Source organism: Mesorhizobium sp. M0802 (assembly GCF_040320115.1).
GTDB lineage: Bacteria > Pseudomonadota > Alphaproteobacteria > Rhizobiales > Rhizobiaceae > Mesorhizobium.
This window is the reverse complement of sequence record NZ_JAMYOY010000033.1, coordinates 21,495-36,490: the sequence shown is the minus strand read 5'-3', so window position 1 is coordinate 36,490 and position 14,996 is coordinate 21,495. Positions and strand designations below refer to the sequence as shown.

Sequence of the window (14,996 nt, the reverse complement as noted above, 5' to 3'; positions counted from 1 at the left end):
TCGCGGGAATCAGGTGACGTGAACAATCACCAGCCTGCCATGACCGCCCCCTCTCAGCGAATTTGCAGAACTCTCAGCACACTACCAACTTCTATTCGCGCCTGACGCTCTTATGAGGATCGCAAACTCACACCCGCGGCAGGATCACGGCCTCAGAAAGGCCAGGAGGCCTTGGACAGTGGACGGACGACGGGCCTGCGGGTAGGAGCATTGTGCCGCCGACTTGGGCATCGGCGATGGTCTGTCTTGGCGACAGCCTGAGTTCGCTTCAGGACCGTCGTCGTCTCGCGCGGCTGCCGGTGTCAGTTGACGATAACAAAATGTCCGCCGGGGGCGAGCGCCTCGCGCACGGCACGTGCCAGCCGCGGTCGGTCCGGGACGCCGTCGAAGGCGTTGGCCGTGAAGACGAAGTCGACGGGGCGTGACACCAGAGTAGCGAGTTCATAGCGCATAGCCGGCGACGAATTCGCAATTGGTCGCGCCGGCGCCGGTCAGCCGGCGCTGCGCGGCCTCCAGCTGGTCGGCGTAGTGCGACGACATGGCGGGCGATTGTGGCGATCGGCACAGCCGCCCCGCAACAGAGGTCGACCACCTCCATGCCCGGCTTCAGCCCGGTTGTCGCAAGCGCCATCTTCGCTGCGGTCGCGCTTGTCATGCTGCTCTTTCCTAGCCTTTGCAAGAACACGAACCTCGGCTTCGGTCGGAATGGCAACGTGGCGAAGGGCGACCCGATCTGCGTCAAGCTCATCGCCACGGAAGAGGCGAATGATAGGCAGCCCCACTACCGCCTGATCACCACCGGCGGCCGCCGATGTTCCCAGCATTCGCGTTCCAAGGTCGGCATGTCGTGCTCCTCGCTGGCATAGCCGAGGCAGAAATAGCCGATCAGCGTCCATTCGGGCGGCGTGTCGAGAATTTCGGCCATCTCGGTCGCATCGAGGATCGACACCCAGCCCATGCCGATGCCCTCCGCCCGCGCCGCCACCCACAGTGTGTGCACTGCCATGACGGCCGAATAGTCGATGGTCGCCGCCATGGTCATGCGACCGAGCCCATGGCCTTGTCGGGTCGTGTGGTCGGCGAAGACCGCGAATTGACAGGGCGCCTCGTCGAGCCCGGCAAGCTTCAGCCGGGCATAGAGTGCGGCGCGCTCTCCCGAAAAGCGCGTGAGCGCCTCGGCATTGCAGCGCTCGAAGCAGTCTCTCACGGCAGTGCGCCGCTTGAGGCTCTCGACCACTACGAAGCGCCAGGGCTGGCTGAGGCCAACGGAGGGCGCAATGCTGGCGAGCTCGAGCAGGCGTTCCAGCGTACCCTCTGGCAGAGCCGTTGGCTCGAAGCGCCGCACATCCCTGCGCCAGCGCAGCAGCGTGATCAGCCCGGAGCGAAAATCGTCGGTGAAATCTGGAGGTGACGGCATGGCGGTCTCGTTAGGTATGGATTGGGCACTAGGGAGTACAGTGTGGACAGCCTCTGCCTATTGCCAAGCTGGCTTGTTGCGTCCGACAATCGCGTCATGCGACCCCAACCGCAAACGATAGAAAAATCTTTCCTGGTGGGCGGCGCTATTACGATGCAATCGACCAAGCCAGTTTCGATCAGCTCGCAGGGCGGTGAATCGTGTACCAGGCCGTTGCTAAATGCGCCATTGACACTCAGGCGCACCCGTATCGCTCACCAAGCCTCGGAACGAGGAGAACGTCGGCCTGGAACGCGGAGACGGCGACAGGCGTCTCAGCTTGCATATACTCGTTCCTACAGCACCGCCTGCAACTCAGTTTGCTTCCGACCACGACCGGCCTCGACGTCCCCGAAGATTCCCAGGTCATTCGGCAGATACCATCGTCTGACGTCATAGCGCCGCAGCGGACAGCACCAGCTGCCCAATTTCATTTGGGGCATCGCTGAGCTTCCAGTCGCCACCGCAATTTCGTCTTCCAGCAGCGTCAGGCATGACCCAAATTGGAGCTCATCCCTCTCACGGTCAATTCGCGTTGAATTACATGTTCTACTTTCGTTCACTGTTCGGACGACACATTAGAAAGAGCTGGAATGGAGTCTATCATCAGCCCTACGACAGCCGCCAAAGGCGGCCGCTGTTCAAGCCCGCCGAAAAGTTTGGATGCCGTTCACAAGGGGAAAGCATTGGTGGGACCATGCCGGAACCATCTACCTCTTTGTTCTTCTCGGAGAAACATCGCCCGGGCCAGTGGTCTCTCGGAGAGTAAAAATAACTGACGCGCATCAGGGCTCGCGCATGTGGAACGCGATGAGCATCCCCGGTTACTGGCACATTCTACAATCAGCTACCAACTGACAAACGTATGGCAGGAGACGGATGAGACGTGGACGGTGTTCGACCGTCGTACCGCAGAGTCGCCATAAGTCGCATTTACGAGGTCCTAATATTTGATGCAAATGGCTGGGAACGTTGCTCACCCTCAACTCGGAGATGACCGTTACCATCAACAGCGGATGGGCTGGTGCCGTCATGAAGTTGGAGGGCGACTTGCCTCCTCTAGCCGTTTTCGCAACCTATTCCGTCGCCGTCTCGGTCAAGATCATAGATATCGGTGCCTACGACAGAGACCGGCCCGTGTACGTATGCGGGACCATTGCCCTTTCCGGAGGAACAGTCGACATCGCTGGCGATTGGAACACAGGCGCCTGTGTAGTTAGGGTCGCAGGATTCTTGGCCATGAGCGCTGCTGATGAATAACGCCAGAACCAGAGCGACCGCGCCTAGACGACCAAACCCCATCAAATACCCGCCAGCTAACACCCAAGAAATCTTAGCGGGCATTTTAGCTCCATGCAATATTAGCGCTGGCTTGGGCGCCTATATATCACCACCAAGTCCAAAGAGATGAGTTATTGCCCGACTGCAATGATCAAGATCGCGTTGAGGGTCGCGCGATGGCGGGCTACTTGATTTCGGTTTGGCAGATGCGTGGCCAAAGACCGACGCGTGCTGCCAGGGATATGCATCTGCGGCGGGGTTTGACTTTTGGTATTGCTAGGCAGGAAGGTCGCTTGCTGTACAGAGGAGCTTATTGCCGAGGTTGAGAATCCTAGTACCGATCGATGGTGGTGCATCCCACAGCAGTCTGATTTGCGACAGCCGTCGTCGAGCCGGAGTGCGCATCGCCCTCTTCGGTGAGGCCTCCGTAAGCGTCTGCGACGACCGACAGAGTCGACAAGCACGCGCTTCGTTCAGCGCCCCGAGGTGATCATGGCTGAAAAGCGGTCCTACAAGGGCGGGCGATGTTAGCCTTCAAGGCCGACAAGAGGCAAACGCTATGGGATCGTGTGCAGGGCGAGGTCGGCGTCCCGGTCCCGAAGGAGCATAAGAAGGACAAGGCGGAATGGCTGAAGCCGGGACTGGTCGGCCGGGTCACGAGGAGAAGGGCGACGAGAAGCTGCGCCTCGCAAGGCTACTGGATTACTGGGAGGCTAACCAAAGAGCGCGGCCAGTCTTGGGTATATTGTACGATTGTTACCCAAGCGGCGGCCGCATGGACTCTCATCATCGTGGAACTACATTGCCACAATGGCACAGCTCTTTGAATCCGCCCCAATGAGCGCTTCATTTCAGATGATCGTCGACCACTACGAGACAGCGGTTTCACTCCAGGAGCGCATTGTAACTCGCGCTCGACAAGTCGGCTTGGCGACCAAAAGCGATGACGAATTTCTGGAGCATTTGAATGCGGCGTTAGAGCGGGTGCGCCAAACCCTGGCTGGCGCCGATCAACGCAGTTAAAATGGGACATCCGCAGTCCGCAGGCATACAGTGTGGCATCGACGGCAACTCTAAGGGCGTCCGTCGGCTGTGAGCGATCAACATGCTTCCGCCCCAATAGGGAGAGGGAGCTATGACAGATTCCAGTTCACAAACTCACACTGCCGCGCAATGCGACACCGGCCAAAATTCCATCTATCGCGATTCGCTGCTGCTTCGAATGTGCTCGGCAGATTTGGCCTTGCTGCAACCTCATTTGGAAAGCGTCTCCCTTGGACTGAAGACGCATCTCGAAGTGGCGGGGTCTCCAATCAGAACCGTGTACTTCTTCGAGAGCGGTCTCGGGTCAGTGGTGGGCGAACTGCGGCCTGGTATTGAAGCTGAGATCGGAATCATAGGTTGTGAGGGTATGACCGGCTCAGCGCTTATCATGGGCGATGACCGGTCAACGCACGATTGTTACGTCCAATTAGAAGCCCGAGCCTTTGTTATCGACGCGGGCCTCTTCACCAAGGCGCTTTTGACAAGCCCAACCCTGCGAAGTTTTCTGCTCCGCTACGTTCACTACTTTCACCTCCAGGCAAGCTTCACCGCGCTCAGCAATGCCCGGATGAACATCGTCGATAGGCTCTCAAGATGGCTGGTGATGTGTGATGATCGCGTCGAGGGGAACAGCTTTGCGATTACGCACGAGTTCTTATCAGTTATGCTCGGTGTCAGGCGGCCCGGCGTCACCATAGCGCTGCAAACCTTGGAGGGCCAAGGTCTGATACGCTCAAGGCGAGGAGAGGTAGTCATTCTTGATCGCGCGCGTCTAATTGCGCTGGCAGATGGGTCATATGGCAGGGCTGAAGCCGAATACGCTCGGCTAGTCGGCAAACTGCATTGACCGCAGGCGCCGCGGCGTCCGTAGCGCCGCCACGGTGATCGCCAACGAATGTGCTCGAACAGGAGATGGTCGATTTCCTGCATTGGAGTCATGTCCGGGTAAGCCGCCTAGACAGAGCCTTCACCGCCGACGTTGCCGAGCATCGGGATCCAAGACGAAGCTGTCATGCCGGCACCGCTGCATGCGCCACGCGAGGAACAAACCGCCCCTCGCAGTCGTTCAGGATTGCGAAGCACGATACGGCTGTGCACCACCTTCCGGTGACTCCAAAGGAGACCCGAGATGACTCGGTCCGTAGAGGAGGTTTTCGAAGAGCATCTGAGGCTTCGCGCGGCAGGCGATCTCGAGGAAGCTGGAGCAATGGCGAGACTCATTGCGCCAGCCGCATAGCCTTATCTTGCCTCACAACGGGAAGGCTGTTTCGGGACTTTTCGAAATCAGCGGATCACAGGCTCGCCATGGAAGCGGCGGCGCGATGGAGGAGAAACGCCGAAGCCAACTTCCATCATCAGCCGTGGCCTGTGCGACGGCACGGTGCCCATATGGAACCCGAACGGATCCTCGACGAAACCGAAACCGGCCTTGCCGGTCAGCGTGACCGGACTCTGCCTGCCGTAGACGTCCAGAATCTCTTGCGCTGGATGGCCGACGACAAGCGTAAATTGGTGCTTGAGGGCGCGGCGATCATGGCTGCCGCGAACATAGATATGCGGGCCGGTCCCCTCGTCGACGGGCACTAGATAGAAAAAGAACTTCAACATCCGCCAGTCGTCCAGGTCGAAATGGTATTTGCCGAGCGAAGCCAGGTTCTTGTCGGCGTCCGACGCCTGGCCGGTCGGGAAGCTCCACCAGACGCGCGTCGTGATCAGCGTCGCCTGGCCGCCGAGATAGTGCGCGGCGATATCCATGAGCAGCGGATCGTTTTGGATGGCAACGGCCGACTTACAGCCCAGAATGCGCTCGAAATAATGGCCGCTGAGCAACGGACGGCCAAATCGCGCCTCAGCCTCCGCATGCTCCGCCGGCATGAATTCGAGTCGGCGATCGAAATTGCCGAAACAAGGTGTGCACCTTGCGAATGCGGCTACATCTTCAGCCACCATTGCAGGCAGGACAAGGCCGGGAAAAAGCCCATCCATCCGCAGCGCGTCGACAACGTCGTGGCAATTGACACCGGCAAACATCGTGTCCTGGGCTCTTTGCGGCCTTCGGACCGGCTTTGCACCACGCCAGTGCATTCTCCGTGCCGGCATGGTGCGCGCCAACATGAACATGGGCAGCCACGCCGGATTTTCGCGAATATCCGACAGGTAGGTCGGAATGCGTACGGCTATGCGACGCAGCATGCTGCCGTTTCGCGCGATTGTCTCAAGGCTTGCAGCGCCGGCTTTGTCGGAGTTCATAACGGTCATCGGGGTCCTCAGGTCATGAATGCACTTATCGACGAAGTTGGGTCCCGGTGTTTCGCCGAAACCCGATTCGCCGCGGAAGAACTAGGCGCTTGCCACGTTTTGTGCAACGCACCATTGCAGTGAGAAATGGAGGTTGCGCGTTCGGATAAGACAATCGCAACCACCCCAATTACCTCAGGAACTGTCTGTAGCCGCCGCCCATCAGGTAGCGGCCACGTTGGATGGCGCGGCGTACCTGATCGCGAAGATGGCCGCCTGGATGACGCCAATCTTCTTCGACACGGCGTCTCCCGAACAAGGCAATGGCGACCTCCTGATGAGATGCTCCCGCGAGCGAGCCATCCAAAGCCTGCAGTACAATACGCAGACGCGCTCCGCGGTGTTCCGGCGGAAAGCAAGCAGCTGACACGCGGCGGCAATCATTGATGTCGTTCAGGAACTGAAGGGCAGCGACATGGAACTTGAGGTGCTGCGGCTGAAGGATTGCGTCGACATATAGCCGCAACGGGCGGAGGACGGACGCACCGGAAACGGCGATCTGCAGACTCCGGCAGTTCTCCCTCAGCAGCACGTGCTGCATGCCCGCAGCTGTCAGCAGGATGTCCTTGCAGCATGAGAGCGATGAAAGGTGAAGCGGTTCAAAATCGTGGTCGAGCCCCAGCGGCTCCGCGGCCGCTCGTAGAATACAGGCGCAATCGCGCGGATCCCAAAAGACCCTCGCCGATGTAGCGTCCGACTGTGGCGCGTCCGCGAAAAAGGAGGCTCCATTGTCTTAGGAAAGCTGATTCTGTCGTCAACTCGATTATCTTCATGTCGGCCTGGGCTCCGACAAAGCAGGCGGACGGTGCCATTTTGGCGTGGTCGCGCTGGAATTGTGGATTGCGCCGAAGAAACTCCCAGGCCCAGCCAGTCCGTGGCAATCGTCTGGCGTAGTGGTAAGCGTCCTGGCGACGCCAGTCCGGCCAGCATACAAGGCCGACCGTCGCTTCCTTGGGCAAACCAGCATCCTTCATGGCACAGGTGTCCACAATGGCGCTATGCTGACGGGCCTAGAACCGGTTGCCACAGTACCGGTCCGCTCAGACGTCCCCTGCTGCGGATTCGCAAAAGGCTCGCGTGGGAAATCTCGAGAAACCCAGCCACCGCCTCCGTTTTGCCGACGCACTTGGGTTCTCCGATGCGCGACAATGGCCACGTAGCAAGGCGGAGGATCCGCTCCATGCGCGTGTCCGTCACCGTTACGATCCGGGTCAGATCCTTGGCCAAGCCGAACTCGATCATGCCCGCGAAGAGCTCGTAGGTCGCCTGGGCCAGCCCGCCCGCTGCCTTGGGCGCCGACGGAGGAAGATCGAGCGCGAAACGACTGCTCTCCCATATGTCGGTGGTCGAGGGCACGACGTCAGCACCCAGCAGCACCGGGAAGGTGTCGCGCAACATTGTGGGTCCGGTGCTGGGCAAAAGACGCACGCAACCGCGAATTCGCCAGTCGGATCCTTTGAGGAGCAGATAGACAGGCTTGAGAGCATCAAACGGATCGGATTCCATCTGGTCTTCGGTATCAACTTCCCAATCGAGCCTTTCCTTGAAGACCCGAAACCTGAGCCCATGCATCTCTTTGAGTTCGCCTGCAAACTCGTTGTAAAAGTCTGGTGCTATCAGTTGCATCATGGTCGCCTCCATGTGGGATGTGTTCCCGCCATCGAAGGGCAAAGCTGACATCGATGCAGCCTGTAGAGGTTTACAGGTATCGTGGCTGAGAATCAGGATCTCGTCAGGCCGGAGGCAGCCATTCGTGCAACGGCTTGGTTGATCGTTCGAACGCCAAACTTTGCCTTGGCGTTTTCCAGATGAAAGGTCACGGTGCGCTTTGAGACGCCGAGAAGCTGGCTAGTATCCCAAGCCGACTTGCCGCGCGCCGCCCATTTCAGGCACTCGAACTCCCGCGGGGTGAGCGTTACACCATCCACCACGCGATGATCGGCGAGCCTGCGCCGGACATGGATATGAAAGTTGATGGCCACCAGCTGCAATGCTTTTTCGTAACGTGCCAGTGACCGCAACAGAGGCGGACGGGACTCGTCGGAAGCAAAGGTCAGGGCAGCAAACCGGCCGAGATGATCATGCATGGACATCGTCAGGCCGCCGCAGATGCCAAACTCAGCCGCACTCTCTAGAATTTGTTGCTGCGAATTCGGCAGACAGTGCCGAGCGCGATCCACACCCCAATCGAATGTATCCCAGCCTTGCAGCCCGCGCAGGATGACCGGATCGAGACTGTGGTACCGCTGTTGCAGATAACGTGACGTCCAGGATGAAGGATAGTTTGAAATCAATTGGGGGGCGTCGCCGGAGGCTGACGGGTAGGTGAAATAGGCGAATAGCGGGAAGTCGAAGCCGGCTGCAGCGGAGGCCATTGCCTCACAGAGATCGGCAGCATCAACACTTGCAGACAGTTGCTCGACGAAGTTCTCAAACACGCGATGCATGTGTCCTGTGCGTAACCTCCGTAACGCTCAATGCCAGGCAGAGACCTTGTTTTAGATGATCCCGGACGAATACGGCGCGTGCCGAGAACGTGGCTAATCTGTTGAACCAATCCGAAATAGTCTGACGTTGTCTATGAGCCGTGTGCCGCCGAGCCAAGCGGCGGCAAGCAACCGTGCCGGTCGATCGAGGCTTGTTATCGGCTGCAGATCTGCCTCATCGCGAAGTTCCAGGTATTCGACCTCGCGATAGCCTGCAGTCAGAATTGCTGCGCGAGATTCTGCAAGCGTTGGCATGATGGGTGAGCCGCGCTCAAGCCGCTCAGCCGTCTTGAGCAGGACCGATGATAGCTTGGGAGCAACAGCGCGTTCCGCTGGCGAGAGCCGCACATTGCGCGATGATAGCGCAAGACCGTCGGCTTCACGGACTGTCGGACAGGCAACAATGGTGATTGGAATATCGAGATCCCGGGCCATGCGCCTGACCAGGTGAATTTGCTGAAAGTCCTTTTCGCCAAAGAAGCCGAAGTCAGCGCTGGTCTGCAGGAAGAGCTTGGCGACGACGGTCGCCACGCCGTCGAAATGCCCCGGCCGGAATGTACCGCACAGGCCTTCGCTGACACCGCAAACCGAAACGGTGGTGGCGAAGCCCGCCGGATACATCTCCTCTGCATCTGGCGCATAAAGCAGGTGCGCGCCAACCGGTGCCAGTTTGGCGGCATCCTCGTTCTCGGTGCGGGGATACGCGGCAAGATCGGCCTGGCTGTTGAATTGCTTCGGGTTGACGAAGAGCGTCACTATCACACGGTCTGCCTTCTCGAGTGCAGCGCGCACCAGGCTGAGATGGCCCTCATGCAGGACGCCCATCGTTGGCACCAGGGCTATCCTCACACCTTCGCAGCGCCATGCGGCGACGCTTTCGCGAAGCTGGTCAACGCTCCTGACGATCGGCACGCTCACGCTGCTTCTCCGCTCTTGGTGGCGTCCGTGTCGGCGGGCTTGGGCGCATCGGCAAACACGTGCTCTGCGGCGGGAAACTGGCGCTCCTTCACCTCGCGCGCATAGGAAGCGATCGCAGCCGCAGCCGCCTCCCGGAGTTCAGCATAGCGCTTGACGAACTTGGGCCGGAAGTCGCCGAAGAGGCCCAGCATGTCGTCGACGACGAGAATCTGGCCGTCACAGGCTGCCGAGGCACCGATGCCAATGGTCGGGGTCGCCACCTCCTTGGTGATCCGGCGGGCGAGCGCCTCAGGAACCTTCTCCAGGACGACCGCAAAGGCGCCCGCTTCGCCCACCGCAATTGCGTCGCGCCTGATGCGCTCGGCATCCCCGCCCCTGCCCTGTACGCGGTAGCCACCGATGGTGTTGATGGCCTGCGGCGTCAATCCGACATGGGCCATGACGGGCACGCCGCGTGCGGCGAGGAAGCCGATCGTCTCTGCCATCGCTTCGCCGCCTTCGAGCTTGACGGCCGTGCAGCCGGTCTCGGCCATGACGCGCGCGGCATTGCGGAAAGCCTGCTCTGGGCTTTCCTCGTAGGAACCGAACGGCAGGTCGACCACCATCAGCGCCTGCTTGATGCCACGGCGCACCGCCTGGCCGTGCGTGATCATCATCTCCAGCGTGACACCGAGCGTCGAGGGCAGGCCGTGGAGAACCATGCCGACGCTGTCGCCGACGAGCACCACATCACAATGGGGATCGACAAGCCGGGCGACTGGGGTGGTGTAGGCGGTAAGGCAGACGAGCGGCGTCCCACCTTTGCGCGAACGAATATCCGGCGGTGTGATCGCCCTGGTGTCACCATAAGCGCTCATGGGACCCTCCTTCCCCTACGTTACCAGCTGCGGCTGTCGCCTTTGGCACATTTTTGTGCAGGTGCGAAGAGCAAAAAAATGGCCATGCAGCTGCGGGGTGTTGACGTGCCAATTGGCACGCTTACACTAAATCGATTAAGGTGCCCCCGAGCTGGCCAAATAATGGACGATCAGGCAATAGGACTCAGGAAAGACAGAGCCGCCGGCAAGGCCGACAACGTCAAAGTGGACTTGATCGCCTTTGTGGTCGCCGTAAACGGCAGTCAACCCTGTGTCCTCACCATCGGCAAGGCGGACACCTTGCCCTCCGGTCCCTTTGCGCTTGAGCACCGATCGCTGCAATCCGGCTTGAGGGGGTGGGTCGAGCAGCAAACCGGCCATCGGCTGGGGTACATTGAGCAACTCTACACGTTCGCGGATCGGGATCGCATCGGCGCCGAGCGCCAGCAGCGCGTCATCTCCATCAGCTATCTCGCATTGACGCGCAAGGAACAGGCAGCGGGCTCGCCCAAGTGCGGATGGCAGAGTTGGTATGAATATTTTCCATGGGAGGACCACCGCTCCGGCACGCCTGCGGTCGTGCTGGACGTTCTGCGGCCGCGCCTGATCGAATGGGCAAACGGCGTTGGCGATTCGGCCACGCGACGTGAACGCTGGCAGCGGGCGACGATAGCCTTTGGCTTCGACGACCGCCTTTGGAACGAGGAACTCACGCTTCAACGCTATGAGTTAGTCTACGAAGCAGGCCTGGTCCAAGAGGCCGTAAGAGGGCGGGACGCAGGACCCCCGCCGCTGGTGCCCAGCAAGTCCATGGTCGCCGATCATCGCCGCATCGTGGCGACCGGCATTGCGCGGCTGCGCTCCAAGATCAAATACCGCCCAGTCGTCTTTGAGCTGATGCCGCCGGTCTTCACGCTTTTGCAGCTGCAGCGAACCGTGGAGGCGCTCGCCGGCAGGCTCATCCACAAGCCGAACTTTCGCCGACTGATCGAACAGCAGGAGCTGGTCGAGGAGACCGGAGAGGCCACCACTGAGACCGGCGGCCGGCCAGCGAAGCTTTTCCGTTTCCGCCACGCCGTTCTCGACGATAGGCTCATCGCCGGGACAAAATTGCCGCTGGCGCGGGGTTGACATCCCTTATACTCACAGCAAGTATATGCTGGTTATTTTCAGTTAGAGTATAAGCGGGAGGGAGTCTATGGGCGCCATGCTGCCTACGGCCGCGTTGCTCTACGAGCGCGTCCGACGAGTGATCCCGCCGATCGAATGGCCGGCTTTCGCCGAGGATATCGAGGCGATCCTTGCGCTGAAGCGCGAGCGCAACGCGATCATCCTGGCGCACAACTATCAGACGCCCGAGATCTTCCACTGCGTGGCCGACATCGTCGGCGACAGCTTGGCACTAGCCCGCACGGCTGCGACGGTCGAGGCGCAAGTCATCGTGCTGGCCGGCGTCCATTTCATGGCCGAAACGGCCAAGCTCCTTAATCCGGGCAAGACCGTGCTCATTCCGGATCTCAGCGCCGGTTGCTCGTTGGCGGACTCAATCACGGCAGAAGACGTGCGCTTGATGCGCCAGCGTTATCCCGGCGTTCCGATCATCACTTATGTAAATACGTCCGCCGAAGTGAAGGCCGAGTCGGATATCTGCTGTACATCCGGCAACGCCAAGGCGGTCGTCGAATCCCTTGGGGTTCCCCGGGTGATCATGTTGCCGGACGAATATCTGGCCCAGAATATCGCCGCCCAGACAGATGTGCAGATCATCGCCTGGAAAGGGCGTTGCGAGGTGCATGAGCGCTTTACACCGACCGACATCCGCGAGTTGCGCGAAAGCCATCCCGGCGTGGTCGTGCTCGCCCATCCCGAATGCCCGCCCGACGTCGTGGCTGAAGCAGATTTTTCCGGCTCGACGGCTGCCATGTCCGACTATGTCGAAAGGCAAAGGCCGCCACGTGTCGTGCTGATGACGGAATGCTCAATGAGCGACAACGTCGCCTTAGCGCACCCAGAGGTCGAGTTCATCCGGCCCTGCAATTTGTGCCCGCATATGAAGCGGATCACGCTTGCCAACATCCGCACGGCGCTCGAGCAGAACCACCATGTCGTAACCGTCGAACCCGGGATCGCCGGGCGCGCGCGGCTAGCGGTCGAACGGATGCTGGCAGTTTGAGCGCCGACCTCCGCAGCTTCTTCGGGCGGCCCATCATCATCGGCGGCGGCATCGCCGGACTGATGACCGCGCTTCAACTGTCGCCGGAGCCGGTGCTTCTTCTGTCAAGGTCGCTGCTGGGAGCTGACAACTCGAGCAACTGGGCCCAGGGGGGCCTGGCTGCAAGTTTCGGCGAAGACGACGATCCGGCAATGCACCTGGCCGATACGGTTGCCGCAGGGGATGGTCTCTGCGACAGAGACGTGGCGAGCCGCATCCTCCAAGCCGCGCCCAAGGCCATAGAGGCGCTTGCGGGCTTTGGGGTTCGCTTTGACCGCACGCCGGAAGGATCACTGTGCCTCGGATTGGAGGCCGCACACAGCCGACGTCGCATCGTTCATGCGCATGGGGACGGCACCGGGCGTGAGATCATGCGTGCGCTGATCGCGGCTGTGCGTTCCACTCCGTCGATAGTTGTCGTGGAGGGCGTGGAAGCGCGCCGGCTCGCCGTGCGAGAGAATGCGATCCGAGGCGTCTGGGCGAGCTGTTCGATCGCACCTTTCTTCTTCGGCTCACGGCGGGTCGTCCTCGCCACCGGTGGCATCGGGGGGCTGTTTCTCGACACCACGAACCCTTGGGGCAGTTGCGGACAAGGTCTTGCGCTTGCGGCCCGCGCTGGAGCTGTCCTAGCCGACCTCGAATTCATCCAGTTCCACCCGACCGCCCTTGACGGCCCAGAACGCCCTATGGCGCTGGTCAGCGAGGCTGTGCGAGGCGAAGGTGCTGCCCTGATCGATGAAACCGGCCAGGCTTTTCTCCAGAGCGTGCCAGGGGCGGAACTTGCGCCTCGCGATGTCTTGGCCCGCGCCGTGTGGAACCATCTTGCGGATGGCCACCATGTTTTTCTCGATGCCCGACAACGGCCAGGCCCGGCATTCGCTCGACATTTCCCGACAATCGCATCAGCCTGCCTTGGAGCGGGCATCAATCCCGCGCGCGATCTCATCCCCATTCGTCCGGCCCAACACTACCACATGGGTGGCGTTGCCGTGGACTGCTCGGGCAGGACCTCCGTCAAGGGACTGTGGGCCTGCGGCGAAGTCGCTTCGACAGGACTGCATGGCGCCAACAGGCTCGCCAGCAATTCCTTGACCGAGGCAATCGTGTGCGCCCGCTGGGTCGCTGAAAGCGTCGCCGGAACGCCTGCGCGCAGAACAAGGCCTGCGTTTGCGAACGTCTACCCACCGCCCGCTCCGATAGCCGTGCGCGTTTTTCTGTCGCGCGCACTCGGCATCGTCCGGGATGGTCAAGGGTTGAAAGCAGCCGCGCGTGCCTTATTGCCGCTCGCCGAAAGCAAGGATGCGGTCTCGGATCCGGCGGCTGTCGGGCTAATGATTGCTGTTGCCGCCTTGTTGCGCGAAGAAAGCCGCGGCGCTCATTACCGGACAGATTTTCCTCATCATGCGACTGCCGCCCGACGGTCCGAAATCACGCTCGAAGCCGCCTTGGCGGCTGCGCGGGAACTCGGACACTCGCCAAGCTCCGAAGGTGCAAAGTGATGATGCTCTCACCGCTCCCCACGGTCCTGCTTGAGCCGCTTGTCCGGGCATCTCTTCTTGAAGACCTTGGCAGAGCCGGCGACTTGACCACGGACGCCATCGTCCCGAAGGAATACCAAGCGGGAACCGTGTTGGTGGCGCGACAGTCCGGAGTTGTCGCCGGCATCGATCTGGCGATGCTCGCTTTCGGCATGATTGATCCTGGTGTCGAAATCTCCGTGGAGCGGGCAGACGGCTGCAATGTCGTGGATGGAGAGGTCATTGCATCAGTGGTTGGCCCGGCCCGAGCCATTCTCACAGCGGAAAGGACGGCACTCAATTTTTTGTGCCATCTGAGCGGCATCGCCACAGCGACGGCATCGATCGTCGCTGCGGTTCGTGGATATGGCGCGAAGATCGTCTGCACCCGCAAGACAACGCCCGGATTGCGGGCAGTCGAAAAGTATGCCGTGCGCGCAGGTGGCGGGTCCAATCACCGCTTCGGCCTGGACGATGCAATTTTGATCAAGGACAACCACATCGCCATCGCAGGCGGCGTCCGGCCAGCGCTCGAGCGAGCACGAAGGGCGGCCGGTCATCTCGTCAAGATCGAAGTCGAAGTCGATACTCTGGCCCAGTTGGAGGAGGTACTTGGCTTCGCTCCCGATGCGGTTCTGCTCGACAACATGTCCCTCCCCGATCTTCGCCGCGCCGTCGCAATGGTCGGTGGCCGCGCTATCACCGAGGCTTCTGGCGGGATCACGTCGCATACAGCGCGAGCGGTTGCCGCGACCGGCGTTGATCTGATTTCGGTCGGCCGACTCATCCACAGCGCGCCGATCCTGGATATCGGCCTCGACCATCGGGGCTCATGATTGTCTGAGTAACGAACAGGATTGGGTCAACTGTCCTTTCCGATCATCATAGTCAGATAGCAAAGACCCGCAAGTCATACCGGAGGAACAG

General features: G+C 60.5%; 16 protein-coding genes. 7 read left to right on the top strand and 9 right to left on the bottom strand.

The features are described 5' to 3' along the window. Positions 1–302: 302 nt before the first annotated feature. A complete protein-coding gene (locus NKI10_RS29520; protein WP_352447890.1) occupies positions 303–428 on the bottom strand; it encodes a class I SAM-dependent methyltransferase in 126 nt (41 codons plus the stop codon). A gap of 353 nt (positions 429–781) precedes the next feature. Next, positions 782–1,417 (bottom strand): 5,6-dimethylbenzimidazole synthase, encoded by a 636-nt coding sequence (gene bluB / locus NKI10_RS29515; protein WP_023807046.1) that lies wholly within the window; start codon positions 1,415–1,417, stop codon positions 782–784. Positions 1,418–2,428: 1,011 nt separating this feature from the next. Here bluB and NKI10_RS29510 point away from each other — a divergent pair. The 3 genes from NKI10_RS29510 (at position 2,429) to NKI10_RS29500 (ending at position 4,628) form a co-directional block, all read left to right on the top strand. Further along, complete coding sequence (locus NKI10_RS29510; protein WP_352499305.1) at positions 2,429–2,716, top strand: hypothetical protein; 288 nt, start codon at positions 2,429–2,431, stop codon at positions 2,714–2,716. Between the two features lie 858 nt (positions 2,717–3,574). After that, positions 3,575–3,760: a hypothetical protein gene (locus NKI10_RS29505; RefSeq protein ID WP_023807049.1), complete on the top strand. Its 186-nt coding sequence runs from the start codon at positions 3,575–3,577 to the stop codon at positions 3,758–3,760. Between the two features lie 112 nt (positions 3,761–3,872). Beyond that, positions 3,873–4,628: a Crp/Fnr family transcriptional regulator gene (locus NKI10_RS29500; RefSeq protein ID WP_352652377.1), complete on the top strand. Its 756-nt coding sequence runs from the start codon at positions 3,873–3,875 to the stop codon at positions 4,626–4,628. A gap of 437 nt (positions 4,629–5,065) precedes the next feature. Here NKI10_RS29500 and NKI10_RS29495 read toward each other — a convergent pair whose 3' ends face one another. From NKI10_RS29495 to panB, 7 genes are all read right to left on the bottom strand, one after another. Further along, positions 5,066–6,040, bottom strand: coding sequence for a hypothetical protein (locus tag NKI10_RS29495; protein WP_352862512.1), 975 nt, complete (start codon positions 6,038–6,040; stop codon positions 5,066–5,068). A gap of 169 nt (positions 6,041–6,209) precedes the next feature. Continuing rightward, positions 6,210–6,620: a DUF2285 domain-containing protein gene (locus tag NKI10_RS29490; protein ID WP_023673629.1), complete on the bottom strand. Its 411-nt coding sequence runs from the start codon at positions 6,618–6,620 to the stop codon at positions 6,210–6,212. 58 nt (positions 6,621–6,678) lie between these two features. After that, entirely contained in the window at positions 6,679–7,053 is a 375-nt protein-coding gene (locus NKI10_RS29485) for a transcriptional regulator domain-containing protein (protein ID WP_352447891.1), read from the bottom strand. Positions 7,054–7,075: 22 nt separating this feature from the next. After that, positions 7,076–7,708, bottom strand: a complete 633-nt coding sequence (locus NKI10_RS29480; protein WP_031206361.1) for an acyl-homoserine-lactone synthase — start codon at positions 7,706–7,708, stop codon at positions 7,076–7,078. 92 nt (positions 7,709–7,800) lie between these two features. Further along, the gene (locus NKI10_RS29475; protein WP_286456140.1) at positions 7,801–8,526 is read right to left on the bottom strand and encodes a LuxR family transcriptional regulator; all 726 of its coding nucleotides are present in this window, start codon (positions 8,524–8,526) and stop codon (positions 7,801–7,803) included. Between the two features lie 93 nt (positions 8,527–8,619). Beyond that, a complete protein-coding gene (panC, locus tag NKI10_RS29470) occupies positions 8,620–9,483 on the bottom strand; it encodes a pantoate--beta-alanine ligase (RefSeq protein ID WP_023808077.1) in 864 nt (287 codons plus the stop codon). Then, positions 9,480–10,340, bottom strand: a complete 861-nt coding sequence (gene panB / locus NKI10_RS29465; protein WP_023707031.1) for a 3-methyl-2-oxobutanoate hydroxymethyltransferase — start codon at positions 10,338–10,340, stop codon at positions 9,480–9,482. The genes panC and panB overlap by 4 nt, the downstream gene beginning before the upstream one ends. 162 nt (positions 10,341–10,502) lie before the next feature. On the opposite strand from panB, the gene NKI10_RS29460 reads away from it, so the two are divergent. The 4 genes from NKI10_RS29460 to nadC all read left to right on the top strand — a co-directional run bounded on the left by NKI10_RS29460 (position 10,503) and on the right by nadC (position 14,905). After that, entirely contained in the window at positions 10,503–11,471 is a 969-nt protein-coding gene (locus NKI10_RS29460) for an NUDIX hydrolase (RefSeq protein WP_352862511.1), read from the top strand. Positions 11,472–11,538: 67 nt separating this feature from the next. Next, a complete protein-coding gene (nadA, locus tag NKI10_RS29455) occupies positions 11,539–12,513 on the top strand; it encodes a quinolinate synthase NadA (protein WP_352862510.1) in 975 nt (324 codons plus the stop codon). Continuing rightward, entirely contained in the window at positions 12,510–14,051 is a 1,542-nt protein-coding gene (locus NKI10_RS29450; protein ID WP_352862509.1) for an L-aspartate oxidase, read from the top strand. Before nadA ends, NKI10_RS29450 begins: the two co-directional genes overlap by 4 nt. Next, complete coding sequence (nadC, locus tag NKI10_RS29445; protein WP_023807057.1) at positions 14,051–14,905, top strand: carboxylating nicotinate-nucleotide diphosphorylase; 855 nt, start codon at positions 14,051–14,053, stop codon at positions 14,903–14,905. The genes NKI10_RS29450 and nadC overlap by 1 nt, the downstream gene beginning before the upstream one ends. Positions 14,906–14,996: the final 91 nt, after the last annotated feature.

Excerpts from the sequence above, each read along its gene's own strand:
- bluB (WP_023807046.1), bottom strand. The coding sequence starts at position 1,417 with ATGCCGTCACCTCCAGATTTCACCGACGATTTTCGCTCCGGGCTGATC.
- NKI10_RS29505 (WP_023807049.1), top strand. The coding sequence starts at position 3,575 with ATGAGCGCTTCATTTCAGATGATCGTCGACCACTACGAGACAGCGGTT.
- NKI10_RS29500 (WP_352652377.1), top strand. The coding sequence starts at position 3,873 with ATGACAGATTCCAGTTCACAAACTCACACTGCCGCGCAATGCGACACC.
- NKI10_RS29495 (WP_352862512.1), bottom strand. The coding sequence starts at position 6,040 with ATGACCGTTATGAACTCCGACAAAGCCGGCGCTGCAAGCCTTGAGACA.
- NKI10_RS29490 (WP_023673629.1), bottom strand. The coding sequence starts at position 6,620 with ATGCAGCACGTGCTGCTGAGGGAGAACTGCCGGAGTCTGCAGATCGCC.
- NKI10_RS29485 (WP_352447891.1), bottom strand. The coding sequence starts at position 7,053 with ATGAAGGATGCTGGTTTGCCCAAGGAAGCGACGGTCGGCCTTGTATGC.
- NKI10_RS29480 (WP_031206361.1), bottom strand. The coding sequence starts at position 7,708 with ATGATGCAACTGATAGCACCAGACTTTTACAACGAGTTTGCAGGCGAA.
- NKI10_RS29475 (WP_286456140.1), bottom strand. The coding sequence starts at position 8,526 with ATGCATCGCGTGTTTGAGAACTTCGTCGAGCAACTGTCTGCAAGTGTT.
- panB (WP_023707031.1), bottom strand. The coding sequence starts at position 10,340 with ATGAGCGCTTATGGTGACACCAGGGCGATCACACCGCCGGATATTCGT.
- NKI10_RS29460 (WP_352862511.1), top strand. The coding sequence starts at position 10,503 with ATGGACGATCAGGCAATAGGACTCAGGAAAGACAGAGCCGCCGGCAAG.
- nadA (WP_352862510.1), top strand. The coding sequence starts at position 11,539 with ATGGGCGCCATGCTGCCTACGGCCGCGTTGCTCTACGAGCGCGTCCGA.
- nadC (WP_023807057.1), top strand. The coding sequence starts at position 14,051 with ATGATGCTCTCACCGCTCCCCACGGTCCTGCTTGAGCCGCTTGTCCGG.